The sequence below is a fragment of the Nocardia sp. BMG111209 genome (assembly GCF_000381925.1).
Classification (GTDB): domain Bacteria; phylum Actinomycetota; class Actinomycetes; order Mycobacteriales; family Mycobacteriaceae; genus Nocardia.
This window is the reverse complement of the sequence record NZ_KB907310.1, coordinates 742,557-768,839: the sequence shown is the minus strand read 5'-3', so window position 1 is coordinate 768,839 and position 26,283 is coordinate 742,557. Positions and strand designations below refer to the sequence as shown.

Here is a 26,283-nt window from a genome sequence, read left to right as displayed (position 1 = left end):
AGCTCTTTACGCCCAGTAATTCCGGACAACGCTCGCACCCTACGTATTACCGCGGCTGCTGGCACGTAGTTGGCCGGTGCTTCTTATACAGGTACCGTCACTTGCGCTTCGTCCCTGTCGAAAGAGGTTTACAACCCGAAGGCCGTCATCCCTCACGCGGCGTCGCTGCATCAGGCTTCCGCCCATTGTGCAATATTCCCCACTGCTGCCTCCCGTAGGAGTCTGGGCCGTGTCTCAGTCCCAGTGTGGCCGGTCACCCTCTCAGGTCGGCTACCCGTCGTCGCCTTGGTAGGCCATTACCCCACCAACAAGCTGATAGGCCGCGGGCCCATCTCGCACCGATAAATCTTTCCACCACCAGACATGCATCCAGTAGTCCTATCCGGTATTAGACCCAGTTTCCCAGGCTTATCCCAGAGTACGAGGCAGATCACCCACGTGTTACTCACCCGTTCGCCGCTCGTGTACCCGAAGGCCTTACCGCTCGACTTGCATGTGTTAAGCACGCCGCCAGCGTTCGTCCTGAGCCAGGATCAAACTCTCCGTTGAAGACTCTCGAAACACCCGAAGGCGAATCAGAAAAATTCAAAGGCCAGAGTCCGAAAACCCGACATTCAAAAACAACGCCAGCTCAAAAAAAGCTGACTAAATGTCCAGTCCCCCACACGGGGGTATGAGAAACCGGAACCAAAAATATTTGGCACTGACATTCATCGACACACTATTGAGTTCTCAAAGAACACACGCACAAACAAAACCCACCAGCAACAACCAGAGAGTCTCAGTAAGGCAACTTTTCAAGCTTAGCCCGCTCCTCAGTGACCTACCAAATCGGCTGGTCAAGGGCTCGAACCGTGTGATCTATCAGGCGCTCATCGTCCGGCCTCGTTTCCCTGGGCTCTCGGCCCCGGGTCGGCGTCCGTGTCGCTCTGACTTCGAATAAGTTACGTGGCACCGGAATCGATGTCAAATCGCCTGGTCAGGTGCCATAATCACCGCCGGCTCGCGACACCGACCCGCTCGACGTCGGCGCCCAGCGCGCGCAGGTTCTGGACGAAGTTCGGGTAACCACGGTCGATGTGGAACACGTCGTGGACCTCGGTGACACCGTCGGCGACCAGGCCCGCCAGGACCAGGCCGGCGCCGGCGCGGATGTCCGATGACCACACCGGCGCACTCGACAACCGCGGGATACCGCGGACCACCGCATGATGTCCGTCCGTCCGCGCGTCGGCGCCCAGGCGGATCATCTCCTCCACGAAACGGAAGCGCGCCTCGAAGACGTTCTCGGTGATCATCGAGGTACCGTCGGCGATCGCCGCGAGCCCGATGGCCATCGGCTGCAGGTCGGTCGGGAATCCGGGGAACGGCAGCGTGGAGAAGTTCACCGCGCGCGGCCGTTCGGCCTGGATGACGCGAAAACCCTCCGGCTCGAAGGAGATTCGCGCGCCGGCCGACCGCAACTTGTCCAGCACCAGCGACAGGTGCTTGGGGTTGATCCCCGTCACCCGGATGTCGCCGAGCGTCATGGCGGCGGCGATCCCCCAGGTGGCGGCGACGATGCGGTCACCGATCACCCGGTGCACGGTCGGCGAGAGCTTCCGCACCCCCTGGATGGTGAGTACCGAGGTGCCCGCGCCGCTGATCCGCGCACCCATCCGGGTGAGCATCGTGCAGAGATCGACGATGTCGGGTTCGCGCGCGGCGTTGTCGATGACCGTCTCGCCCTCGGCGAGCACGGCCGCCATCAGGATGTTCTCGGTCGCGCCGACCGAGGGGAAGTCCAGCCGGATGCGCGCGCCCTGCAGCTCGTCGGCGCGGGCCACCACGCAACCGTGCTCGATCTCACTGGTCGCGCCGAGCAGTCGCAACCCGGCCTGATGCATGTCCAGCGGTCTCGACCCGATCGCGTCGCCACCGGGTAGCGCGACCACCGCGCGCTTGCACCGGGCCATCAACGGACCCAGCACACAGACCGAGGCGCGGAACTGCGTCACCGCCGGGAAGTCCGCGTGGTACTTCGGCTCGGCCGGCGTGGTGATGGTGACCACGGAGCCGTCCACGACGACATCACAACCCAGGCCGCGCAACACCTCGGCCATCAGTGGCACATCGAGGATGTCGGGGCAGTTCGTGATGGTCGTGGCGCCCTCGGCCAGTAGTGCGGCGGCCATCAGCTTGAGGACGCTGTTCTTGGCGCCGCCCACCGCGACCTCGCCGACGAGCCGGCTGCCACCGGTCACCAGGAAACGTTCACTCACGGTCGTCAGCCTAGTGGTCCGAGCCTGGGATAGGCGCTTGTCCGCCCGGATGCCAGAGGATGTCTCCGTCCGGATTGGCCACCCGCCCGAGGATGAACAACAGATCCGACAGGCGGTTCAGGTATTTCGCGGGCAGCACACTCGTGTCCTCCGGATGCGCGGCCATCGCCGACCAGGCCGATCGCTCGGCGCGCCGGGCCACCGTGCGCGCGGTGTGCAGCAGGGCCCCCAGCGCCGTGCCGCCGGGCAGGATGAACGAATTCAGCGGTGCCAGTTCGGCATTGAACTCGTCGCACCACTGCTCCAGCCGATCGATGTACGGCTGGGTGATGCGCAGCGGCGGGTGTTTCGGCTCGGCGACCACCGGCGTGGACAGGTCGGCGCCGGCGTCGAACAGATCGTTCTGCACCTGCCGTAGCACGCGTAGGATCGCCGGATTCGGTTGTCCCACAGCGATGGCCACGCCGATCGCGGCATTGGTCTCGTCGCAGTCCGCGTAGGCGACCAGACGCAGATCCGTCTTCGCGACGCGGGAGAAATCACTCAGTCCGGTCGTGCCGTCGTCACCGGTCCGGGTGTAGATCCGGGTGAGATGGACGCTCATGGCTGACTCCTCGATATTTCCGAATACTCGGCGATTCGACCGGGAATTCTAATAACTCGGCCGCCGCCGGACGCGGTCGGACGGGCGGGATTCGACCCAGGATTGAAATGCCGCGAGCGATCCGCGATCGAGTGCCAGCTCGTAGCCACCCGTACCGTCGGAGACCGCCGTCACGATGATTTCGTCGGTCATGATGTCGTATTCGTCGCCGACCGGTCCTCGCCGATCACCGACCTCGATACCGCGGCGCTGGATCGTGGAATCCGGGCCGAATTTCAGACTGGTGAGCTTGAAGAAAACCAGTCGGTTCTCTTCGTAGCGGATCAGGCCGTGTCGCCAGCCCTGTCCGCCCTTCGCCGGAAGCACCCGCAACAGTGCCGAAGTACCGCCGCGTCGCAGCATGATGAACCGATAGATGGAAGCCAACGCCACACCGACGAGCAGCAGCACCAGAATGATCAGCAGCACCATCCCGGTCCGCAATCCAGGTCCGTCCCTTCGCCTCGACCCCTGTGCCGTCGCGGCGCCTGTCATCCCCTAACCAGGCGGCCTTGCGGCGAGTCTACAAACCATGGGCCCCGCCCGGAACAGGCGGTGGCCGAAAACGATGATGGCCCCGGGATTTACCCGGGGCCATCACCTTGTTCATGCCGTCGCGGCCTCGACCGCCCGAACCCGGCCGCGGGCTTCCGCCTGCGCGTGCTCGGATGCGTTCGGGTCCGCGAGGACGGCGCGGGCCGCCTCGACATCGATGTCGCCGGAGAATTCCGCCGTCTCGGCGAGAATCCGGACCGTCGACGTCGCGTTGCCGTCCCGGCTGACCGGGGCGACCGAGAAGAACCCACCGTTGACGGCGGCGACGATGCGCTCACCGTCGGTGCTGACGATGGTCACCGTGCCGCCCTCGACCAACTGGCCGAGCACGGGCTCGTGGCCGGGCAGAATACCGATCTGCCCCTCCGTGGTCTGGGCGCCGACGAAACTCGCCTGCCCCGACCACAGCCGCCGCTCGATGGCGACCAGATCAACTGACATCTCCGCCATGGTGGACTACTTCCCGGCGATCTTCTTCGCGGCCGCCTCGACGTCGTCCAGGCCACCGCACGAGTTGAACGCCTGCTCCGGCAGGTGATCGAACTCACCCTTGGTGACCCGATCGAAGTCGTCGATGGTCTGCTCCAGCGGCACGACCGAACCGACCTGACCGGTGAACTTCTCGGCCACGATGAAGTTCTGGCCGAGGAACTTCTCCAGACGACGCGCCCGGCCGACGAGGACCTTGTCCTCCTCGGAGAGCTCGTCCATGCCGAGGATGGCGATGATGTCCTGAAGTTCCTTGTACTTCTGCAGGATTCGCTTCACCTCGTTGGCGACGTCGAAGTGCCGCTGGCCCAGGATCGAGGCCTCCAGGATGCGGGAGGTCGAGGTCAGCGGATCGACGGCCGGGTAGATGCCCTTCTGCGAGATCGGGCGGGAGAGCTCGGTCGTCGCGTCCAGGTGGGCGAAGGTGGTGGCCGGCGCCGGGTCGGTGTAGTCGTCGGCGGGCACGTAGATCGCCTGCATCGAGGTGATCGAGCGACCACGGGTCGAGGTGATCCGCTCCTGCAGCTGGCCCATCTCGTCCGCCAGGGTCGGCTGGTAACCGACGGCGGACGGCATGCGGCCGAGCAGGGTCGACACCTCGGAACCGGCCTGGGTGAACCGGAAGATGTTGTCGATGAACAGCAGCACGTCCTGGTTCTGCACGTCGCGGAAGTACTCCGCCATGGTCAGCGCCGAGAGGGCGACGCGCATACGCGTCCCCGGCGGCTCGTCCATCTGGCCGAAGACGAGGGCGGTGTCCTGGAGGACGCCCATCTCTTCCATTTCCAGGTGGAGGTCGGTGCCCTCACGGGTCCGCTCGCCGACGCCGGCGAAGACGGAGGTACCGGAGAACTCCCGCGCGATACGGGTGATCATCTCCTGGATGAGCACGGTCTTGCCGACACCGGCGCCACCGAACAGGCCGATCTTGCCACCCTTCACGTACGGGGTGAGCAGATCGATGACCTTGATGCCCGTCTCCAGGATCTCGGTCTTGCCCTCGAGCTGGTCGAAGGCCGGCGGCTGGCGGTGGATACCCCACTGCTCGCCGTCGCGGCCGGTGCCCGGCGCGTCGAGGCAGTCGCCGAGGGCGTTGAACACGTGGCCCTTGACGACATCGCCGACGGGAACCGAGATCGGCTTACCGGTGTCGGACACCGGCACGCCGCGGATCAGGCCGTCGGTCGGCTGCATGGAGATGGTGCGGACGATGTTGTCGCCCAGGTGCTGCGCGACCTCGAGGGTCAGCGTCTTGGCCACCGAGGGCAGCGTGATGTCCACGTGCAGCGCGTTGTACAGCTCGGGGATGGCGCCACGGGGGAACTCGACGTCCACGACGGGGCCGATGACCCGGGCGACGCGGCCAGCGCCGGCGCCCGCCCGGCTCTTTTCTTCTCGGGTAACTGCTGCGGTCATTGGTTCTCTTCCGTATACGAGGTAGGGCGGGTTGGCTAGTCGCTCGAACTCGAGGCCAGCGCGTTCGCGCCGCCGACGATTTCCGAAATTTCCTGGGTGATCTGAGCCTGCCGCACCGAGTTGGCCTGGCGGGTCAGCGAGGCCTGCATCTCGGTGGCGTTGTCGGTGGCCGCCTTCATCGCCGTCCGGCGCGCGGCCGACTCGGAGGCGGCGGCCTCCAGCAGCGACGCGTAGATCCGGGTGTTGATGTACTTCGGCAGCAGCGCACCGAGCAGCTTGTCGGCGTCGGGCTCGAACTCGTACAGCGAGGACACCTGCGCGTTCGGGGAGTCCTGCAACATGCCGTCGCCCAGGTCGAAGTTCTCGTCGACGTAGGTGACCTGCATGGGCGCCAAGCGACGCACCTCCGGCACCTGCGACAGCATGGACACGAAACGGGTGTAGACGATGTGGATCTCGTCGACACCCGCGATGGTCCCGGCGGTACCCGATTCCCGGCTCGCCGGGGTGTCCGGGAGCGGCACCTCGTTCTCGCCACCGGCCATGAACGCCTCCACCAGGTGGTTACAGGCGGCCGAGGCGTTGGTGTAGTGCGGCTCCTGCGAGAATCCGGTCCAGGAACCGAACAGGTTCCGGCCGCGGAAGGTGTAGTACGTCAGGCCCTTCGCGCCCATCACGTACAGCACCGGCTCCTTGCCCTCGCCACGCAGCGTGGTCATGAGCTCCTCGGCGCGCCGGAACACGTTCGAGTTGTAGCCACCGCACATCCCGCGGTCGCTGCTGATGACCAGGACGGCCGCCCGGGTCGGCGCGGGCCGTTCGATCAGCAGCGGATGGGTCAGGCTCTGCGAGGCGCTCGCCAGTTCGACGAGCACCTTGGTGATCTCCTCCGCATACGGCTTCGCGGCGGCGACCCGGGCCTGGGCCTTGCTGATTCGCGAGGTCGCGATCAGCTCCTGGGCCTTGGTGATCTTCTTGATCGAGCTCACGCTACGAATGCGGGAGCGCAGTTCGCGCACACTAGGCATCTCACACTCCCCTCATTCGTGCGTCGTGGATCGTCGGTCCCATGGGCAGTGTCGCCTACTTCTCGACGTGCTTGCGGGTGACGGCCAGCGACTCGACCTCTTCGTGGTCCAGTTCGCCCGCGGCGGCCTCGTTCACGACCCGGCTGCCGTCGGAGGCGAGGAAGCCCTGCTTGAACTTCTCGGTCTCGGCCTTGATCAGATCGGCCGACTCATCCTCGAGCACCTTGCCGCCGGCGATCGCCTTGAAGGCGTCGGCCGCGTTGCGGTGCAGGTGATCCAGCAGGTCGGCGTTGAACCGGCGGACGTCGCCGACCGGCACCGAGTCGTAGTAGCCGGCGTCGACCAGGTAGATCGACACGATCTGGTCCTCGACCGAGACCGGCGAGTACTGATTCTGCTTGAGCAGCTCGACCCAGCGGGCGCCGCGCTCGAGCTGGGCCAGCGAGGCGGCGTCCAGGTCGGAGGCGAAGGCGGAGAACGCCTCCAGCTCGCGGTAGGAGGCCAGCTCCAGACGCAGCGAACCGGCGACCTTCTTCATGCCCTTGGTCTGGGCGGCGCCACCGACACGGGAGACCGAGGTACCGACGTTGATCGCCGGGCGGACGCCCTTGTTGAACAGGTCGGACTCCAGGAAGACCTGGCCGTCGGTGATCGAGATGACGTTGGTCGGGATGAACGCCGAGACGTCGTTGGCCTTGGTCTCGATGATCGGCAGACCGGTCATCGAGCCCGCGCCCATCTCGTCGGACAGCTTCGCGCAACGCTCCAGCAGCCGGGAGTGCAGGTAGAAGACGTCACCCGGGTACGCCTCGCGGCCCGGCGGGCGGCGCAGCAGCAGCGAGATGGCGCGGTAGGCCTCGGCCTGCTTGGTCAGGTCGTCGAACACGATCAGGACGTGCTTGCCCTGGTACATCCAGTGCTGGCCGATGGCCGAACCGGTGTAGGGGGCCAGCCACTTGAAGCCCGCCGAGTCGGAGGCCGGGGCCGCGACGATGGTGGTGTACTCCATGGCGCCGTGCGCCTCGAGCGCGGTCTTCACGCCCGCGATGGTGGAGCCCTTCTGGCCGATGGCGACGTAGATGCAGCGGACCTGCTTGGTCGGGTCGCCGGTCTCCCAGTTGGCCTTCTGGTTCAGGATGGCGTCGACGCAGACCGCGGTCTTACCGGTCTTGCGGTCGCCGATGACCAGCTGACGCTGGCCGCGGCCGATGGCGGTCAGGGCGTCGATCGCCGTGATGCCGGTGGCCAGCGGCTCACCGACCGGCTGACGCTCCAGCACGGTCGCGGCCTGCAGCTCGAGCACGCGGCGCTCCTCGGCGGCGATATCGCCGAGGCCGTCGATGGCCTGACCGAGCGGATTGACCACGCGGCCGAGGAAGGCGTCGCCGACCGGCACCGAGAGCACGTCGCCGGTGCGACGGACCTGCTGGCCCTCTTCGATGGTGTCGAACTCACCGAGGATGACCGCACCGATCGAGGTGTCCTCGAGGTTCAGTGCGACACCCAGCACACCGCCCGGGAATTCGAGCAGCTCGTTGGCCATCGCCGAGGGCAGGCCACTGATGTGGGCGATACCGTCACCGGTGTCGGTGACGACGCCGATCTCCTCGATGGAGGTCTCCGGCGTGTAGGACTGGGTGTAGCTCTCGATCGCGCTACGGATCTCATCGGTGGAGATCGTCAGCTCCGCCATGGTTGTTCCTGCTCTCGCTGTCTGGTCTGGATTGTCGGTAGGTTAGGCGCCGTGCCGGGTGGCCCGCACGTCAGGACTGACACACGTGCTCACGTCAGGGACTGGCGCAGGCGCTGCAGCCGGCCGAGGGCACTGCCATCGATCACGTCGTCGCCGATGTGCACGACGACACCGGCCAGCAGGCTCGGATCGACCTGCACGTGCACGGTGATCTGCTTGTCGTAGAGGCGCTGCAACGAGGCCGCCAGCTGGTCCCGCTGCTGCTCGGTCAGATCGACCGCCGCGCGCACGTGCGCGACGACCTGCTGCCGCAACGACGCCGCCAGATCCGACAGGTGATCGAACGCCGCGCCGATGTCACCGCGCCGGCGGCTCACGGCCTGCTCGGTCAGCTCCAGCGTGACGTCGCGCACCTTCCCGTGCAGCAGGCGCTCGATCAGTTCACGCTTGGCCTGTGCGGGCTTGCCGCGATCGCCCAGCGCCTGCTCCAACTCGGGGTTGGCCTCGACTATGCGGCTCAGCCGGAACAACTCGTCCTCGACGACGTCGAGGCGGCCGCGATCGGCCGCCGCGCGCAACAGCGCCTCCTGGCCGAGCAGCTCCAGCGTGTCGACCAGGTCCCCGGTCCGGGACCAGTCCTCGGCGACGGCCGTGGTCAGCACGGCCTGGGTGGCCGCGCTGATCTTGCCGCCGAAAACGCGCTCGGCCAGCTCGGCACGCGCCGAACTGGACACCGACTTATCCGCGAGCGCCACACGCAGCGAGCGCTGGTCGTCGAGAACGGCGACAACGGCGAACAATTCGGAACCCGTCGTGGCGGCGACGGTGTCGCTCCCGGCCAGTGCGGCCGAAAGAGCTTCCCGGGCTCGGGAACTCGCCTCACGGCTCGCTGCGTACATGCTTCCCACTTTCACTGTGTTGGTTTTACCTTCGCGGCGCAGCCTACGAGGTCACTCCGCATACCTCCATCGACCACCGACCCGCGCAGGTGGTCGTTACCTTCCGACCCCGATGCCGGCCTGTTCGTCCAATTCTGCGAGGAACTGGTCGATCGACGCCGCCTGTTTGGCCGCATCCGACACAGATTGGCCGATGATCTTCTCGGCCAGATCGACCGCCGTGCGGCCGAGTTCGCCACGCAGCTCGGTGACGATCTGCTGCCGCTGCGCCTCGAGCTGGGAATGCCCGGCGGCGACGATGCGGTCGGCCTCGGCCTGCGCGTCGGCCTTCATCTGGGCCAGGATCTGCTGACCCTGGGTGCGCGCGTCCTCGCGGATGCGCGCGGCCTCGAGGCGGGCCTCGGCGAGTTGCTGCTGGTATGCCTGCAGCGTCTGCTGGGCCTGGGCCTGTGCGGCCTCGGCCTTGGCGATACCGCCTTCGATCTTCTCGGAACGCTCGTCGAGTACCTTCGTCAGCCGCGGGATCACGTACTTGAAGAAGACGAACCCGATGACGACGATGCAGACCGCCGACCAGATGATGTCGTATGGCTCGGGGAGCAAGGGGTTGTGATCGGAACTACCCTCGTCCGCCGCGAGCAGATACATCTCGTTCATGGCAATCAGAAGATGAAGCCGGCGACGAGGCCGATCAGGGCCAGCGCCTCGGTGAACGCGATGCCCAGGAACATGTTGGTCCGGATCTGGCCGGCCAGTTCGGGCTGACGGGCGAAGCCCTCGATCGCCTTACCGACGACGATGCCGACACCGATGCCGGGGCCGATGGCCGCCAGACCGTAACCGATCGCGCCGTAACCCGTCGCCTTCGGCGCGTTGTCGGCGAGAGTGGTGGCCACGTAGGAGAGGCTCATGAGTTTTCTTATCCCTTTCTGTTGCCCACCCGCCCGACGGCGTGTGGGTCAGTTCTTGTGCGAGTTAATGCGCGTCCGCGTGCTGCGCGAGACCGATGTACACAGCGGTCAGCAGCGCGAAGACGTACGCCTGCAGGAAGATCACCAACAGCTCGAAGAGCGTGAAGGCGAAGCCGCCGAGCAGCGAGAACGGGGACAGGCCCTTCATCCATGCGGCACCGTCGAACAGGAAGAACTGTGTCGCGCTGAAGAACAACACCAGCATGATGTGGCCGGCCAGCATGTTCGCCATCAGACGGACGGTCAGCGTGAACGGGCGCAGGACGAAGGTCGAGATGAACTCGATCGGAATCAGCAGCACGTGCATCGCGGGCGGCACATCGGGCACCACGATGGACGAGCGCATGTACTTCCAGAAGCCGTACTTCTTGATTCCGATGTAGTTGAAGGCGATGTACGCGATCACGGCCAGCACCAACGGCATACCGATACGCGCGTTGGAGGAGATGTTCAGGAACGGGATGACACCCGAGAAGTTCAGGAACAACACCGTGAAGAAGATGGTCGCGATCAGCGGGAAATACCGTTTGCCGGTTTCCTTGCCGAGGACCTCGTCGCAGATCTGCTCGCGGACGAACATCAAGCCGGATTCGGCGACGTTCTGTAGACCACGCGGGACGATCTGCGGCCGCCGGAAAGCGACCATCAGGATCGCGATCAGCACTGCCGACATGAGGATGCGAATGAGCATCAATCGGTCCAGCTCGAAGACCGTTCCCTGGAAGAGCACAGCCTTCGGGAAGAAGTCATCTAGGGACGGCGCGTGAAACTCGCCGGCCAAGGTGGTGACGCTCAGCGTTCTCTCCCGTGTTCGGGCCGCAGGCTATCGCTAGCCTACGGTTCGATCGGACATTGACGATCTGGTGGTCGACTCGAGTCGGCTCGAAGTTCGTCAGCAGCTGTGCGGAGTTACCGCCCCTGGCGTCTGTACGTCGGCGACATCGTCGACGGTGCAGAGCCGAACCATGCAGGTCCGGCACGGCAGTAAGCATAACCTGCCGGTATCGATCGTAGGGGATCGACCCCCGGTTTCGTGTGCTTACGGTAAAGAGTTTACCAAGGTATCTACGACGCTGTGTAGGGGGTGCCCATATCCAAATTGTCGATCTTGATCGACGGCATCCCGTCAGCTATCGACATACGGAACCCGTTGGCGCAGCAGGCCGTACGTTTCCGCACCCAGTACGATGAGCAACGCACCCAGTACTGTCAGGAATAATGCGCCTCGGCTATAAAAATCGAAGTGTTTGAGAACCGCCACAACGATCACGACGACCAGAAGTTTGCCGACCCAGCTCGCGAGCATCACCATGCCCTGGATGCCGGTATCCAGCGACGCGGTGCGCAGCACCAGCACCGCGGTGGCGAGAATGAAGAATCCGCCGATGGCCGCGCCGATCAGCGCACCCCACAGGCCCGGCAGGCCGGCGACGACGGTCGACACCACGGCCGAGACCACCACCAGCACGGCCAGCCCGCCCACGCCGTAGCGCAGGGCGGCCCGCAGCGCCGAATCGTCCGCGCGGGGGGCGCGTACGGGCGCCTCGCCCGGCTGCCGGTCAGAGTCGTGGGATTCGGCGTTCACGGCTGCCCACTGTACTCGACGGCGTCAGGGCCGCGTAGCGCCCGATTTGCTCGCCGTGGCGTAGCTCACGGCGTCCGGTCGCGCGGAATGCGGCGCCGCAGCCCCACCGCCACGCGCAACGACGGCACCGCCGTCACCAGGAGTGCGAAAAGCAGGCCCGCGGCGAGCAACAGCAATACCAGCCGGCGATCCATCAGCGACGTACCGACCGCTCCGAATGCCAGGATTCCGACCCACATGTAGATCAGCAGCACCACGCGGCGCTGGGAATGGCCGATCTGCAGCAGCCGGTGATGCAGATGCATTTTGTCCGGCGTGGAGAAACTGACCCCCGCGCGCACCCGCCGCACGATCGCCAGCACCAGATCCAGGACCGGAATGAACATGACCGCGCCGACCAGGAACAACGGCGACAGCAGACCCACGATGTCGCGCGTGCCGTATCCCTGCAGCGGAATTCGCCCGGAGGCGCCGGTCGAGATCGCGGCCAGCATCAGGCCGATCAGCATCGAGCCGGAATCCCCCATGAATATCCGGGCCGGCTGGAAATTGTGCGGCAGAAATCCCAGGCAGGCACCGGCGAGCGCGGCCGCGAGCAGGGCCGGCGGATAGGTGTCGGTGGAACCGCCCTGTTCGTAGAGCAAACCGATGGAGAACACGAATACCGCGACGGCCGCGATCAAACCCAGTCCGGCCGCGAGTCCGTCCATACCGTCGACGAAATTCATCGCGTTGATCATGGTGACCGTGATCAGGACGGTCGCGAGACCACCCACCAACTGGTCCAGCACCACGGTCGAGTTCGTGAACGGGTTGTAGATCAGCACCCAGCTCAGGCCCATCACGGCCATCACGCCGGCGGCCGTGATCTGGCCCACGAATTTCGTGAACGCGTCCAATCCCCAGCGATCGTCGATGATCCCGACCAGCACGATCAGCGTGCCCGCGACCAGCACCGCGGGGATATCCGGCGCGAAATCGAAACCCCGGCGCAGCGCCGGCAATTGATGCGCGAACAACACCGCCGCGACGATGCCGATGTACATGCCGACGCCGCCCATCCGCGGCGTCGGTTTGGTGTGCACATCCCGTTCCCGCGGGATCGCGACCGCACCGAAGGCGATGGCGAGCACCCGCACCCCGCCGACCGCCAGCATGGTCGCCACCGCCGAGATCAGCAGTACCAGCAACAGCTCGCGCAGCGGGACGACCGCGCCCTGACTGAACACCATCTACCAGGCCGTCACCGCGTCGGCTCGGCGGTCAGCTCGTCGGCCGGCATGCCCAGCACCTCCGCGACCTGATCCACCGTGACCGCACCGGCGCGCAGCACGCGTGGCCGGTCGCCGGTGAGATCCACGATGGTCGAGGCGACGCCGTGCTCGGCCTTGCCGCCGTCCAGATACACCCCCACCAGCTCGCCCAGCTGATCGCGGGCCTCGCCGACCGTGGCGGCCGCGGGCTGCCCGGACACGTTCGCGCTGGACACCGCCAGCGGGCCCACCTCGCGCAGCAGCTCCAGGGCGACGGGATGCAGCGGCATCCGCAGCATCACCGTGCCGCGGGCGTCACCCAGGTCCCAGGCCAGCGACGGGGCCTGCTGTACCACCAGGCTCAGGCCGCCCGGCCAGAACGCGCGGATCAGGTCGCGGGTCTGCTGCTGCACATGGAACACCAGCCCGTCGATGGTGTTCCACGAACCCACCAGGACCGGGACGGGCATGTCCCGGCCGCGGCGCTTGGCCGCCAGCAGGGAACTCACCGCGGCGGAATCGAACGCGTCGGCGGCCAGTCCGTACACGGTGTCGGTCGGGATGACGGCCAGCCGTCCGGATTTCAGCGTGGTCCGCGCGGCGGTCAGACCCGCGGATCGGGAATCGGGATCGGAGCAGTCGTAGACGATACTCACGGCGCAGAGTCTATTGCTTCGGCACCGCCGCGCGGGCGGCCGGGGCGACCGTTGCGACTGCGGCGGTCCGGGCGGTCACCGGGTGAGCCGTCCCAGAAGCGAAGAGGCGCAGACTATTCCGACGACCGCGGCGAGGATCAGCACGCCCAGGTCCAGCCAGAGCCGGTAGCCGGCGCCGACCAGCAGGCCGCGCAGTATCTCCACCTCGTAGCTCAGCGGATTGATGTGACTGATCACCTTCAACCAGCCCGGCATCAGATCCAGCGGGTACAGCGCGTTCGAGGCGAAGAACAGCGGCATGGTGATCGCCTGGCCGATCCCCATCAGCCGATCGCGCTGGCCGACCAGCCCGGCGATGGTCATCGACAGACAGGAGAAGAACGAGGCGCCCAGCATCACCGCGACCACCGCGCCGAGCAGCTTCAGCGGATTGACCGTCATGTGCACGCCCATCACCAGCGACAGCACCACGATGATCACCACCTGGGCGACCGAGCGCACCCCCGCGGCGAAGCATTTCCCGGCGATCAGCGCGGACCGCGGGGTGGGGGTGACCATCAGTTTGTTGAGGATCCCCGCGTCCCGGTCCCAGATGATCTGGATGCCGTAGAAGATCGCGATGAACAGCGCGGACTGCGCGATGATGCCCGGCGCGAGGAAATCCAGATAGGGCAGCGAGCCGGTCGGGATGCTGCGCAGCCGCGAGAATGTGGTGCCGAAGATCAGCATCCACAGCGCGGGCTGCACGGCCCGGGTGACCAGCTCGGTGCGGTCGTGACGCAATTTCTGCAACTCGATGAGTGCGAAAGTGCCGACCCGCGAGGCCAGCACGAGCAATCGTGCCGGGCCGTGCGGGGCGTGGCGCAGCGGCGGGAATTCAGCCGGCGCGCTGAGCGGTTCGACGCGTGCTTCGGACACCGCGCAGTCCTCCCTCGGAATCGTTCTCTTCGACCAGGCGCGCGTCGGCGTAGTGCCGGAACACGTCCTCCAGCGTGGCCTCGGGGCCCAGCGCCGCCTTCAGGGCCGCCGGTGCGCCCACGGCCCGCAGGACGCCCTTGTGCAGCAGTGCGATTCGATCGCACAGCACATCGGCCTCCGCCATGTAATGAGTGGTCAGCAGCACCGTGGTGTGGAACCGGTCGCGCAGTTCGCGCACCCGGGCCCAGACGCTGTCGCGGGCGATCGGGTCCAGGCCCACGGTCGGCTCGTCCAGGATGAGCAGCGCGGGCCGGTTGACCAGTGCCTGGGCCAGCTCCAGCCGGCGCACCATGCCGCCGGAATAGCCCGCGGCGAGCCGATCGGCCACGTCGAGCAGGTCCATGGCGGCCAGTACCTCGTCGACCCGCTCCGCCCGCTCGGCGCGCGGCACGTCGAACAGCCGGGCGAACCAGGTGACGTTCTGCCGTCCGGTCAGCGTGCCCTCGATCGACAGCTGCTGCGGCACGTAGCCGAGGTTGTAGCGGATGTCGGTGTCACGCTTGCCGACCTCGAAGCCGAGGACCCGGACCGTGCCGGACTGCACCGGCATGAGGGTGGCCAGCAGGCGGATGGTGGTGGTCTTGCCGGCGCCGTTGGGACCGAGCAGGCCGAACACCTCGCCACGATCGATGCTCAGGTCCAGATTGTCGACGACGGCATGCTCGCCGTAGCGGTGGGTCAGCCCGACGCATTCGACCGCCGGGACACCACCCGGCGAATCGTGCGGGGCGGCAGGGGAATCGGAGGTCACCGGCTCACCTCTCCTTGTTCTCGTTCGTGCAGCAGATCGGTCATCCTGTTCACCGCAGCGAGCCCGCGGATCAGGTCGGCGCGCTCCTCGGCGGTCAGTTCGTCCAGTGCCGCGGTGATGAATGTGTGTCGGCGCCTGCGGGTTTCGTCCACGAGCCGCTGCACCGGCACCGGCAGGCTCAGCCGGGTGACCCGGCGATCGGCCGGATCCTGTTCGCGCATCAGCAGATCCGCGTGTACCAGGGCGGTGACGAAGGTGGAGACGCTGTTGGCCGCCAACCCCATCTCGGCCGCGGCGGCCTTCACCGAGATGCCCGGATTGCGGCCCACCAGGCGCAGGAACTCGGCCTGCGAATCGCTGACCCCGGACCGGTCGAACGATCGGCCCGCCAGCCGCGCCACCTGCCGCCGGAACCGCCCGAACGAGCCGAGCAGCGCACCGACCAGCTCCGCGTCGGCCGCGGCGGATCCTGAGCTGGACGAACGACTCATATTCCGAGAATACCTCTGAACCAGAGGTAATTACCAGCCGAAAAAACCGCCACCGGCGGGCGGTGGCGGTTTTCCGATCAGGTGGTGGGCATGCGCCGCGCGGTGACGAACCGCGGCCGGCCCGCGAGATCGGGGTGTTCGTCCACGTCCAGGAAGTCGTCGTGCACGTCGAACAGGTCGGCGACGCGGGAGCCGTGCGAATCGTCGTGCTCCACGGCGGTCACGCCGCCCGGACGCAGCAGCCGGGCGATGGTGCCGATCGTCGGGCGGATCACGTCCAGCCCGTCCGGGCCGCCGAACAGGGCCAGATGCGGATCGTGGTCGATCACCTCGGGATCCAGCGCCGCGTCGGCCGGGATGTAGGGCGGATTCGCGACCACCATGTCGACCCGGCCGTTCAGCTCGGACAGCGTTTCGGGAGCGGTGACATCGCCCTCGTACAGGGCGATGGGTGCGTCACCCTCGGCGGCCAGCCGCTCGGCATTGCGCCGGGCCCACTTCAGGGCGGTGGGATCGAGGTCGACCGCGTGCACCAGCGCGTCGGGACGGGCGTGGGCGATGGCCAGCGCCAGCGCACCGGAACCCGTGCACAGATCGACGACGATCGGCCGATGACCGCGCTCGGTCAGTTCCAGATGCGCCAGAGCCCACGCGAACAGCAGTTCCGTCTCGGGCCGGGGCACGAACACGCCCGGTCCGACGCTGAGATCGACCTCGCCCATCGCCGCCACCCCGGTGAGGTGCTGGAGCGGGACCCGGGCCGCGCGTTGCGCCACCAGCTGCCGGTATTCGGCGAGCTGTACCGGCGTCAGCATGGGAACCAGCGCCAGCCGGGTCCGCTCGACGCCGAGCACATGCGCGGCGAGCAGTTCGGCGTCGGTGTACGGGCTGTGCACGCCGGCGGCGGCGAGGGTTTCGGTTGCTTCCACGACGGTGGTACGCAAGGGCACACGACTCACGGAATTCACTGTGCCCGACTCGACGACTACGTCAGTCATGATTCGACCTCTTCCGGCAGTCCGGCACACCGAGCCACCCCGTCGGCCGGGGCGTCCGCGCTGGTGCGACATGTCGGCATGTTTCACACGATCAACTGTGCGCCGTCGCGACCCGCAGCACAGCCCTCGGAGCCAACATCTCACAGACCTCTCACGGCGCTCTCATATAGCGTTCGTGCAGGTGAGAGCGATGCAACTCACATTTTCCGGGTCATTCCGCGGCCAGTCGCGCGGCCCGATCCGCCGCGCCGAGCGCGTCCAGCAGGGTGTCCAGCTCACCGTCCAGCACCGAATCCAGGTTGTGCGCCTTGAAGCCGATGCGGTGATCGGTGATCCGGTTCTCCGGGAAGTTGTAGGTGCGGATGCGCTCGGACCGGTCGACCGTGCGGATCTGGCTGGCCCGCCCGGCGGCCGCCTCGGCGTCGGCCTGCTCCTCGGCCAGCAGCTGCAATCGCGCCGACAGCACCTGCATGGCACGGATCTTGTTCTGCAGCTGTGAGCGCTCGTTCTGGCAGGTCACCACGATGCCGGTGGGCAGGTGGGTGATGCGCACCGCCGAATCGGTGGTGTTGACGCCCTGACCGCCCTTACCCGAGGACCGGTACACGTCGATGCGCAGATCGGATTCGTCGATCTGCACCTGTTCCACCTCGTCCGGTTCCGGGTAGATCAGCACGCCGGCCGCGGAGGTGTGGATCCGGCCCTGCGATTCGGTGACCGGCACCCGCTGCACGCGGTGCACGCCGCCCTCGAACTTCAGCCGCGACCACACCCCGTCCCGGCTCGCTTCCCGGCTCTTCACCGAGAGCGTGGCCTCCTTGTAACCGCCCAGGTCGGAGATGGTGGCGTCGAGCACCTCGACCTTCCAGCCGTGCTGCTCGGCGTAGCGGATGTACATCCGGGCCAGATCGGCGGCGAACAGCGCCGACTCCTCGCCACCCTCGCCGGATTTCACCTCGAGCACCACATCGTCGGCGTCGTGCGGATCGCGCGGGGCGAGCAGGTCGGTGAGGGCTTTCGACAGCTCCGCCACCTGCTCCTCCAGGCCGGGAATCTCGGCCGCGAAGGCCGAGTCGTCGGCGGCCAGTTCGCGCGCGGCATCGAGGTCGTCGCGGGCGGCCGAGAGCTTGGTGTAGGTGGACATGACCGGAGCGAGCTCGGCGAACCGCTTACCGACGCGCCGGGCCTCACCCGGGTTGTTGTGCAGCGCCGGATCGGCCAGCTGCGCCTCCAGCCCGGAATACTCGGCCAGGATGTCGTCGATCGCGGACGGGGCCGTCTTGTCGGCCATCGCGGAATGCTCCTTAGTCTTCGGCGCCGCCTCCGGCGAAACGCGCCGACGCCCGGCCTGCTGAGCAGGACGGGCGTCGGCGGGGTAGCTACTTGGCGTCGTCCTTCTTGGCGCGCTTGCCGTAGCGGGCCTCGAAGCGGGCGACGCGGCCGCCGGTGTCGAGGATCTTCTGCTTGCCCGTGTAGAACGGGTGGCACTGCGAGCAGACCTCGACCGTGATGTGGCCCGACTCCTTGGTGCTGCGGGTCTCGAACGTATTGCCACAACCGCAGACGACGGTGGTCGCCACATAGGTCGGGTGAATTCCTGCCTTCATGGGTGTCCTTTCGAAAATGGCCGCCGGGTCGCCCTCGACACGATCGAGGACGTGAACCGGAGCCGACTCAGGCGGGGATGTTGTGGTGCGCGGGGACTGGGCCCGCACCAGCGGACCAGTATGCCAGAGCGCTTCCCACGCTTCTGAAACACCTCCCCGTCGCGGCTTGTTCCCGGTCGCCGCGGCCGCTCCCCCAGGAAGTACGGGCACGCGATCTTCCCAGGTCTCGAGCCACGCTGAAGTCGAGTAGTCGGCTACTCGCGAATGTGAACAGCGGCGTTCATAGAGTCTCGTTTCATCGAGAACCATGCGATCCCCGGAGGAAGGACAGCCGTGAATCGCCATGCCACCTTGCCGGCCGGCGCGGTATTCGCCGTACTGGCGCTGACCGTGGCGGGCGGCGCCTGCACCGCCTCCGGCGGCAGCCCGCCCGTGACCGCCGCCACCGGACCCGCCGAACCGCAATTCCAGTTCACCGCCACCGCGACGCCGCTGGGCGGGATGGCCGGCGTCACCGCGATGATCCTGCTCGGGCTGATCGCCGCCTCGGCCGCGATCGGCCTCGTCTTCTACCGCCCGCGTACCCCGGAAACGCCGCAGCGGCCCCGCCGAAGCGGAGCCGCTGGGAGACCCCACGGCAGAGCCGTCGAGTCGATGACAACCGGGGACTACTCGTCCAGAGCGCCCGGAGCCGTCTTGGCGATCTGCATCAGGAATTCGACATTGCTCTTGGACTTCTTCAGGCGGTCGATCAGCAGATCGATGGCCTGATGCGAGTCCAGCCCGGACAGCACGCGCCGCAGCTTGTGGATGACCGCGGCCTCGTCGGGCGCCATCAGCAGGTCGTCACGGCGGGTGCTGGACAGATTGACGTCCACCGCCGGGAAGACACGCCGCTCGGCGATCTTGCGGTCGAGCTTGAGCTCGGCGTTGCCGGTGCCCTTGAACTCCTCGAAGATCACCGTGTCACCGGTGGAACCGGTCTCCACCAGCGCGGTGGCGATGATCGTCAGCGAGCCGCCGTTCTCGATGTTGCGCGCCGCGCCGAGGAACCGCTTGGGCGGATACAGCGCGGTCGAGTCGACACCACCGGAGAGGATACGACCCGAGGCCGGCGAGGAGTTGTTGTACGCGCGGCCCAGCCGGGTGATCGAGTCGAGCAGCACCACGACGTCCTGACCCATTTCCACCAGGCGCTTCGCCCGCTCGATGGCGAGCTCGGCGACCGAGGTGTGGTCGCTCGGCGGCCGGTCGAACGTGGACGCGATCACCTCGCCGCGCACGGAGCGCTGCATGTCGGTGACCTCTTCCGGACGTTCGTCGACCAGTACCACCATCAGGTAGCACTCGGGGTTGTTGGTCGCGATCGCGTTGGCGATGTCCTGCATGACCGTGGTCTTACCCGCCTTCGGCGGCGACACGATCAGTGCGCGCTGGCCCTTACCGATCGGCATGATCAGGTCGATCACCCGAGTGGTCAGCTTGTTGGACTGGGTTTCCAGCCGCAACCGCTGGTTCGGATACAGCGGGGTCAGCTTGTTGAACTCCGGCCGCCGCCGGGCCGCGTCGACATCGCTGCCGTTCACGGTGTCCAGGCGCACCAGCGGATCGAACTTCTGCCGCTGATTGGCCTGTTCGCCGTCGCGGGGAGCGCGGACCGCGCCGGTGATGGCGTCACCGCGGCGCAGGCCGTTCTTGCGCACCAGGTTCATCGACACGTACACGTCGTTCTGACCGGCCAGGTAGCCGGAGGTGCGGACGAACGCGTAGTTGTCGAGCACGTCGAGAATGCCGGCGACCGGCTGCAGGACGTCGTCCTCGCGGATCTCGACCTCACCGCCGCCGCGGTTCTCGCTGCCGCCCTCGCGATCCCGGCCCCGCCGGCGCTCGCGGAAGCGACGTCCCCGGCGGCCGCGGCCGTCCTCGTCGTCGCCGTCCCGGTTGCGGTCGCGGTCCCGATCGCGGCCGCCGGTGCCGTTCTGGCCGGCCTGGCCCTGCGAGGCGCTCTGCTGACCGCCGGACTGCTGGCCGCCGTTGGACTGGCCGTTCTGATTGCGGCGGCGCTCGCCCTCGCCTTCCGGCTTCGACTCGGCGGCGTTCTCGGCGGCGGACTCGGTACCGGTCGCAGCGGCGGCACGCTGTTCACGACCGCTGCGGCGCTGCCGGCCCCGGCCGCGCTGGTTACCGTCGCGGCCGTTGTCGTCACCCGAATCAGCCGGGCGGGCAGCGGTTTCCGACTCACCGGCGGGCGCGTGGTTCGCGGCCGGCGGCTCGATGACACTGTCCAGGGTGGGCTGTTCGGCCCGGGCCCGGCGCTCCCGCACGGGCTTGGCGGCGGGGGGCTCGGCCTTCACGGCCGGCTCCGACTTCGCCGCGGGCTCGGTCTTCACCGCCGCATCGGGCTTCGCGGCCGGTGCCGCTTTCACTGCCGTCTCGGTCTTCGCCACCGGCGCCTCGACCTTACCTCCGGCCTTCGCCTCACCACGACCACCGCGAACAGGCTTGCTCGACGTAGTGGCCTGGTTTTCCTTGATGGCGGCGATCAGATCACCCTTGCGCATTCCGGAAGTGCCTCGGATACCGAGCTCTCCGGCAAGCGCACGCAACTGCGGCAACAACATTCCAGTCAGCCCCGATCGTGCGACGTCGGTATGTTCGCTCATTTTCGCAATCTGTCCGGAGTCACTTTCGCGACCCGAGGAATTTTCATCGGTTTCCACCACGGGTGTCGCGAGCAGGTCCGTATCTGTCACGGAGATCCTTTCCTTCCCTCGATTTGCCGTGTGCTAACTCGAGGGTTCCGTCCCGAAACTCGGTCACTGCGCCGAGTTCGGATGCCGTATCGCCTGCCCCGCCGGACCGGCGGCTTCGCCACCGGTTCACGAAGGTGGGAGAGATCATTCCAGTGCTGTCCCGAGGTTCGAGACGCAAACATCCAGTCGGCCGAGTCGACCTGCCCTGTCTGTCTGCCTCGAGCCTGAGCGAGGAGCCTGCTGGAGCGATTGCCCAAATGAAGCACCGGCGTCTGACGCGCACGATGTACGGACTCGCCCAGGATAACTCCCGCCGGTCCTACCTGCAAGGCAGGCGCGCCGTCAATCCACCCGGACGCCGCCGGAGATCTCCGGATGCCATACCCGCAGGCCATCGGCAGCGGCCTGTTCGCGCAGGTCAGCGGGGAATCCCTCGGTGCTCAGGGCCAGGACGGTCGGCCCCGCGCCGGAGACCATCGCGGCGATACCCGCCGACCGCAGCCGGCCGATCCAGGCCGTGGTCAACGGCAACGCCGCCGATCGGTACCCCTGATGCAGCCGGTCCGCGGTGGCGGGCAGCAGCAGGTCGGGGCGCCGGGTCAGCGCGACGACCGCGAGTGCGGCCCGGCTGAGATTGAAGGCGGCGTCACCGTGCGGCACCGTTTCGGGCAGCAGACCGCGGGTATGCGCGGTCGAGGAGCGTTCCTCGGGGACCAGGACCGTCGCGCGCAGGGCCGGATGCGGATCCAGCCGGACCGCGCGATACCCGCGCATGTGGTGATCCACCACACCGTTCCCGTCGGGCCCGGTGGTTTCCCCCTCGGCCTCGGTCCACGACACCACCACGCCGCCGAGCACACTCGCGGACGCGTTGTCGGGATGCCCCTCGAATTCCGCGGCCAGTTGCACCAATTCGTCGCTGCTACAAGCCAGTTCGGCATCGAACTTGGCGGCCAGGCCGCGTCCCGCGGCCAATCCGCCCACCACCGCCGACGCGGAGGAACCCAGCCCCCGCGAGTGCGGAATCACATTGTGGCACACCACATCCAGGCCATCGGCCCAGACCCCGGCCGATTCCAGACCCCTTTCGATCGCACGCACCACCAGATGTGAGGGCCCCCAGGGCACGTCGTCGGCGCCTTCACCCTCCACCCGGATCGTAAGCCCCGAATCGGTCGTGCGCACGACGATCTCGTCGTGGATACCCAGCGCCAGACCCAGCGAATCGAATCCGGGCCCGAGATTGGCGCTCGACGCGGGAACCCGTGCCGTCACGGTCAGACCCGGCGGCAGGGTCCGCGTCATCAACTGCTGGCCTTCGTGCGTCAACTCAGGCCAGCTCGAGCTCGCGGGCCACGGCGACCGGATCCACACCGATCGCCTGCACGTCCGGCATGCCCGACAGCGCGGTGTCGGGATCCTTGAGCCCGTTGCCGGTCACCGTGCAGACCACGGTGAGGCCGGAGTCCAGCCAGCCCTCCGCGCGCGCGGCCAGCAGTCCGGCCACGCTCGCCGCGGAGGCGGGTTCGACGAAGACGCCCTCGCTGCCCGCCACCAGGCGGTAGGCGGCCAGGATCTCGTCGTCGGTGGCGGCCCGGAAGGCGCCGCCGGACTCCTCCTTGGCGGCGACCGCGCTGTTCCACGACGCCGGCGCGCCGATCCGGATGGCGGTGGCGATGGTCTCCGGATTGCTCACCGGCGCACCGTGTACCAGCGGCGCGGCGCCGGCGGCCTGGACGCCCAGCATCCGCGGACGGGCCGGAGTGAGGCCGTCGGCGTGGTACTCGGTGTAGCCCTTCCAGTACGCGGTGATGTTGCCCGCGTTGCCGACCGGCAGCACGTGCACATCGGGGGCCTTGCCGAGCGCGTCCACGATCTCGAACGCGGCCGTCTTCTGCCCCTCGATACGCGCCGGGTTGACCGAGTTCACCAGGCCGACCTGCGGGAATTCGGAGGTCACCTTGCGGGCCAGCTCCAGGCAGTCGTCGAAGTTGCCCTGCACCTGGATGATCTTCGCGCCGAGCATGACCGCCTGGGCCAGCTTGCCCATCGCGATCTTGCCCTGCGGGATCAGCACCGCGCAGTGCATACCGGCGCGGGTGGCGTAGGCGGCGGCCGAGGCGGAGGTGTTGCCGGTGGAGGCGCACAGTACGGCCTGCTGACCGCGGGCCTTGGCATCGGTCATCGCCATGGTCATGCCGCGGTCCTTGAAGGAGCCGGTCGGGTTGGCGCCCTCGACCTTGAGATAAACCTCACACCCGGTCAGCTTCGACAGGTGCGGGGCCGGAACCAGCGGGGTGCCGCCCTCGAACAGCGTGACCGGCTCCCAATCGGCGCCGACCGCGAGCCGATCCCGGTAGGCGGCGATCAAGCCCGGCCAAGGCTTGTGGACCGCGGTGGACCGCGAATCCGTTACGGCGACAGCCGGTCCGGTGTTACTCATTCCTCGGTGCCTTCCAATCTCAGGACGCTGGTCACGGACGTGACGGACTCCAACTCGGCGAGCGCTGCCACGGTATCGGCCAGCGCCGATTCCTGCGCGTGGTGGGTCACCACGACCAGGCGGGCGCCCGCACCGTGGCCCTCCTGGCGCACGGTGGAGATGCTGACCCCGTGGTCGGCGAATTCGCCGGCCACCGCCTGCAGTACCCCGGTACGGTCGGCGACCTGCAGGTTCACGTGGTATCGAGTGGGAGTGTCGCCGAACGGAGCGATCGGCAGCTCAGCATAGACCGATTCGCCCGGTGCGCGGCCGCCGTAGAACTTGTTCCGGGCCGCCATCACCAGGTCGCCCATCACCGCGGACGCGGTCGGCGCGCCGCCGGCGCCCTGGCCGTAGAACATCAGCCGACCGGCGTTCTCCGCCTCCACGACCACCGCGTTGAAAGCGCCGTCGACCGACGACAGCGGATGCTTCAGCGGGATCAGCGCGGGATAGACGCGGACCGAGACCCGGTCCTTACCCCCCTCGGCCACCGACAGCTCGCCGGGGATGCGCTCGCAGATGGCCAGCAGCTTCACCGTGCAGCCGACCGCCGCCGCGGTCTCCAGATCCTCGGCGGAGATCCGGGCGATGCCCTCGCGATACACGTCGGCGGCGGTGACCCGGGTGTGGAAGGCCAGGGAGGCGAGGATCGCGGCCTTGGCGGCGGCGTCGTAACCCTCGACGTCGGCGGTCGGATCGGCCTCGGCGTAGCCCAGCCGGGTGGCCTCGGCCAGCGTCGCGTGGTAGTCCGCGCCGGTCTCGGCCATCGCCGAGAGGATGAAGTTGGTGGTGCCGTTGACGATGCCGACCACGCGGTCGACCCGATCGCCGGACAGCGACTGGATCAGCGGCCGCACCACCGGGATCGCGCCCGCGACCGCGGCCTCGAAATAGAGATCCGCGCGGCTGCGCTCGGCGGCGGCGGCGAGTTCGCCGGTGTAATCGGCCAGCAGCGCCTTGTTCGCGGTCACCACCGATTTGCCGGCCCGCAGTGCGGCGCCGATCAGCGCGCGGGCCGGGTCGATGCCGCCCATCACCTCGACGACCAGATCGACGTCGTCGCGGCGCACCAGCGCCTCGGCGTCGGTGGTGAGCAGTTCCGCCGGGATACCGCGGTCGACACCCGCGCGCCGGACCGCGACGCCGCGCAGGATCAGCGGCGCGCCGACGCGCTGCCGCATCTCTTCCGCATGCTCGCGCAGGATCCGCACCACCTCGGTGCCGACGTTGCCCATACCGAGCACCGCCACACCGAGCGGATGATCGGTCCCGAATGCGCTCGTGCTCAGGTGTTGTGGCACGACCGGGAGTCCCCCGTGGTCACGCTCGGCTGCCGCCTCCGTCATGCCTCTACCTCCAAGCTCAGCAGGTCCGCCACCGTCTCGCGGCGGAGGATCGGACGTGCGCTGCCGTCGCGCACGGCCACCACGGCCGGGCGGGTCAGCAGGTTGTAGCGGCTGGACATCGAGTAGCAGTAGGCGCCGGTCGCGGCGACGGCGATCAGATCGCCGGGTCCGACATCGGCCGGCATCCAGGTGTCACGGATGACGATATCGCCACTCTCGCAATGCTTTCCGACCACGCGGGCGACCACCGGATCGGCCCCGCTGGCGCGGGACACCAGCCGGCAGTCGTACTCGGCCTGATAGAGCGCGGGCCGGATGTTGTCGCTCATACCGCCGTCGACGCTGACGTAGCGGCGCCGCGCGCCGGCGTCCAGCGAGACGTCCTTGGTCGTGCCGACCTCGTAGAGGGTGACCGTGCCCGGTCCGGCGATGGCGCGGCCCGGCTCCACCGCGATCACCGGGGTGGGCAGTCCGGCGCGGGCCGCCTCCTCGGCGACCACGCGGCGCAGATTCGCCGCGAAATCGGCCAGCGGCGGCGGATCGTCGTTCGGCAGATACGAAATACCCAGTCCGCCACCGAGATCCAGCGTGTGGATCTGCGCGGTGCGCTCGACGCCGAACTTGTCGATGGCGTCGCGCAGCAGGCCGAGCATCCGGCGCGCCGAGATCTCGAAACCATCGATCTCGAAGATCTGCGAACCGATGTGACTGTGCAGGCCGACCAGGCGCAGGTTGTCCGCCTCGAACACCATGGCCAGCGCCTCCAGGGCGTCGCCACCGGCGATCGAGAAACCGAACTTCTGATCCTCGTGCGCGGTCGAGATGTATTCGTGCGTATGGGCTTCCACGCCGACGGTGACCCGGACCAGCACGTCCTGCACCACACCGCGCCGACCGGCGACGGCCTCCAGCCGCTCGATCTCGATCAGCGAGTCGACCACCACGTGGCCGATGCCGGCGGTGACCGCCTGCTCCAGTTCGGCGACGGATTTGTTGTTGCCGTGCAAGGCGATTCGCGCGGCCGGGAAACCGGCGTGCAGCGCCACGGCCAGTTCGCCGCCGGAGCACACGTCCAGGTACAGGCCCTCGTCGCGCACCCAGCGCGCCACCTCGCCGCACAGGAAAGCCTTGGAGGCGTAGTGAACTCGCGCATTGTCACCGAAGGCGCGCACCATATCGCGGCAGCGCGAACGGAAGTCGTCCTCGTCGACCACGAACAGCGGGGTGCCGAACTCCTCGGCCAGTTCCGTCACCGGCACGCCGGCCAGCCGGACCGTACCCGCGGCATCGCGAGAAGCGTTGCGCGGCCAGACATTCGACGGCAGATCGATCATCTGCGCCGGTTCGCCGGGCCGCTCGGGCAGATTCGGGGCGTGCGGGATCTCGGCATGCCGGGGTCCCGCCGGGTGCGCACTCACGGTCGGT

At 67.6% G+C, this 26,283-nt stretch carries 26 protein-coding genes and 1 rRNA gene; all 27 read right to left on the bottom strand.

Annotated features, from left to right (window positions below; translation table 11 throughout):
• Positions 1-549 (bottom strand): 16S ribosomal RNA (locus G361_RS0141590); the annotation flags it as partial.
• A gap of 443 nt (positions 550-992) precedes the next feature.
• Positions 993-2,261, bottom strand: coding sequence for a UDP-N-acetylglucosamine 1-carboxyvinyltransferase (murA, locus tag G361_RS0141585; protein WP_019933083.1), 1,269 nt, complete (start codon positions 2,259-2,261; stop codon positions 993-995).
• A 10-nt stretch (positions 2,262-2,271) separates the two neighbouring features.
• Positions 2,272-2,865 (bottom strand): cob(I)yrinic acid a,c-diamide adenosyltransferase, encoded by a 594-nt coding sequence (locus tag G361_RS0141580; protein WP_019933082.1) that lies wholly within the window; start codon positions 2,863-2,865, stop codon positions 2,272-2,274.
• 48 nt (positions 2,866-2,913) lie between these two features.
• The gene (locus G361_RS0141575) at positions 2,914-3,336 is read right to left on the bottom strand and encodes a DUF2550 domain-containing protein (protein WP_019933081.1); all 423 of its coding nucleotides are present in this window, start codon (positions 3,334-3,336) and stop codon (positions 2,914-2,916) included.
• A 174-nt stretch (positions 3,337-3,510) separates the two neighbouring features.
• On the bottom strand, positions 3,511-3,909 hold the full coding sequence (locus tag G361_RS0141570; protein ID WP_019933080.1) for a F0F1 ATP synthase subunit epsilon: 399 nt from the start codon (positions 3,907-3,909) through the stop codon (positions 3,511-3,513).
• 6 nt (positions 3,910-3,915) lie between these two features.
• A complete protein-coding gene (atpD, locus tag G361_RS0141565) occupies positions 3,916-5,364 on the bottom strand; it encodes a F0F1 ATP synthase subunit beta (protein WP_026344164.1) in 1,449 nt (482 codons plus the stop codon).
• A gap of 35 nt (positions 5,365-5,399) precedes the next feature.
• Positions 5,400-6,392, bottom strand: a complete 993-nt coding sequence (locus G361_RS0141560; protein ID WP_026344163.1) for a F0F1 ATP synthase subunit gamma — start codon at positions 6,390-6,392, stop codon at positions 5,400-5,402.
• Between the two features lie 55 nt (positions 6,393-6,447).
• A complete protein-coding gene (gene atpA, locus G361_RS0141555) occupies positions 6,448-8,085 on the bottom strand; it encodes a F0F1 ATP synthase subunit alpha (RefSeq protein ID WP_019933077.1) in 1,638 nt (545 codons plus the stop codon).
• 89 nt (positions 8,086-8,174) lie between these two features.
• Positions 8,175-8,984, bottom strand: coding sequence for a F0F1 ATP synthase subunit delta (locus tag G361_RS0141550; RefSeq protein WP_026344162.1), 810 nt, complete (start codon positions 8,982-8,984; stop codon positions 8,175-8,177).
• A 96-nt stretch (positions 8,985-9,080) separates the two neighbouring features.
• Positions 9,081-9,641 (bottom strand): F0F1 ATP synthase subunit B, encoded by a 561-nt coding sequence (locus tag G361_RS0141545; RefSeq protein ID WP_019933075.1) that lies wholly within the window; start codon positions 9,639-9,641, stop codon positions 9,081-9,083.
• Between the two features lie 5 nt (positions 9,642-9,646).
• The gene (locus G361_RS0141540; RefSeq protein ID WP_019933074.1) at positions 9,647-9,895 is read right to left on the bottom strand and encodes an ATP synthase F0 subunit C; all 249 of its coding nucleotides are present in this window, start codon (positions 9,893-9,895) and stop codon (positions 9,647-9,649) included.
• 64 nt (positions 9,896-9,959) lie between these two features.
• On the bottom strand, positions 9,960-10,685 hold the full coding sequence (gene atpB / locus G361_RS0141535; protein WP_019933073.1) for a F0F1 ATP synthase subunit A: 726 nt from the start codon (positions 10,683-10,685) through the stop codon (positions 9,960-9,962).
• A gap of 396 nt (positions 10,686-11,081) precedes the next feature.
• On the bottom strand, positions 11,082-11,540 hold the full coding sequence (locus G361_RS0141530; RefSeq protein ID WP_019933072.1) for a hypothetical protein: 459 nt from the start codon (positions 11,538-11,540) through the stop codon (positions 11,082-11,084).
• Between the two features lie 65 nt (positions 11,541-11,605).
• Positions 11,606-12,772 (bottom strand): MraY family glycosyltransferase, encoded by a 1,167-nt coding sequence (locus G361_RS0141525; protein WP_019933071.1) that lies wholly within the window; start codon positions 12,770-12,772, stop codon positions 11,606-11,608.
• Positions 12,773-12,783: 11 nt separating this feature from the next.
• Complete coding sequence (locus tag G361_RS0141520; RefSeq protein ID WP_019933070.1) at positions 12,784-13,449, bottom strand: L-threonylcarbamoyladenylate synthase; 666 nt, start codon at positions 13,447-13,449, stop codon at positions 12,784-12,786.
• Positions 13,450-13,524: 75 nt separating this feature from the next.
• Positions 13,525-14,367: an ABC transporter permease gene (locus G361_RS0141515; protein ID WP_019933069.1), complete on the bottom strand. Its 843-nt coding sequence runs from the start codon at positions 14,365-14,367 to the stop codon at positions 13,525-13,527.
• The gene (locus tag G361_RS0141510) at positions 14,327-15,178 is read right to left on the bottom strand and encodes an ABC transporter ATP-binding protein (protein ID WP_019933068.1); all 852 of its coding nucleotides are present in this window, start codon (positions 15,176-15,178) and stop codon (positions 14,327-14,329) included. The genes G361_RS0141515 and G361_RS0141510 overlap by 41 nt, the downstream gene beginning before the upstream one ends.
• Positions 15,175-15,669, bottom strand: coding sequence for a MarR family winged helix-turn-helix transcriptional regulator (locus G361_RS0141505; protein WP_019933067.1), 495 nt, complete (start codon positions 15,667-15,669; stop codon positions 15,175-15,177). Before G361_RS0141505 ends, G361_RS0141510 begins: the two co-directional genes overlap by 4 nt.
• Before the next feature lie 77 nt (positions 15,670-15,746).
• Positions 15,747-16,628, bottom strand: coding sequence for a peptide chain release factor N(5)-glutamine methyltransferase (gene prmC / locus G361_RS0141500; protein ID WP_026344159.1), 882 nt, complete (start codon positions 16,626-16,628; stop codon positions 15,747-15,749).
• A gap of 250 nt (positions 16,629-16,878) precedes the next feature.
• Positions 16,879-17,958 carry a peptide chain release factor 1 gene (gene prfA / locus G361_RS0141495; protein ID WP_019933065.1) on the bottom strand — a complete coding sequence of 360 codons (1,080 nt, stop codon included), beginning with the start codon at positions 17,956-17,958 and terminating at the stop codon, positions 16,879-16,881.
• Between the two features lie 88 nt (positions 17,959-18,046).
• The gene (gene rpmE / locus G361_RS0141490; protein WP_019933064.1) at positions 18,047-18,274 is read right to left on the bottom strand and encodes a 50S ribosomal protein L31; all 228 of its coding nucleotides are present in this window, start codon (positions 18,272-18,274) and stop codon (positions 18,047-18,049) included.
• A 254-nt stretch (positions 18,275-18,528) separates the two neighbouring features.
• Entirely contained in the window at positions 18,529-18,789 is a 261-nt protein-coding gene (locus tag G361_RS0141485; RefSeq protein ID WP_019933063.1) for a hypothetical protein, read from the bottom strand.
• 153 nt (positions 18,790-18,942) lie between these two features.
• Positions 18,943-21,027 (bottom strand): transcription termination factor Rho, encoded by a 2,085-nt coding sequence (gene rho / locus G361_RS0141480; RefSeq protein WP_081635807.1) that lies wholly within the window; start codon positions 21,025-21,027, stop codon positions 18,943-18,945.
• 342 nt (positions 21,028-21,369) lie between these two features.
• On the bottom strand, positions 21,370-22,332 hold the full coding sequence (gene thrB, locus G361_RS0141475; protein WP_019933061.1) for a homoserine kinase: 963 nt from the start codon (positions 22,330-22,332) through the stop codon (positions 21,370-21,372).
• 25 nt (positions 22,333-22,357) lie between these two features.
• Positions 22,358-23,470 carry a threonine synthase gene (gene thrC / locus G361_RS0141470; RefSeq protein WP_019933060.1) on the bottom strand — a complete coding sequence of 371 codons (1,113 nt, stop codon included), beginning with the start codon at positions 23,468-23,470 and terminating at the stop codon, positions 22,358-22,360.
• The gene (locus G361_RS0141465) at positions 23,467-24,858 is read right to left on the bottom strand and encodes a homoserine dehydrogenase (RefSeq protein WP_019933059.1); all 1,392 of its coding nucleotides are present in this window, start codon (positions 24,856-24,858) and stop codon (positions 23,467-23,469) included. The genes thrC and G361_RS0141465 overlap by 4 nt, the downstream gene beginning before the upstream one ends.
• On the bottom strand, positions 24,855-26,276 hold the full coding sequence (lysA, locus tag G361_RS0141460; protein ID WP_026344156.1) for a diaminopimelate decarboxylase: 1,422 nt from the start codon (positions 26,274-26,276) through the stop codon (positions 24,855-24,857). The genes G361_RS0141465 and lysA overlap by 4 nt, the downstream gene beginning before the upstream one ends.
• Between the last annotated feature and the right edge of the window lie 7 nt (positions 26,277-26,283).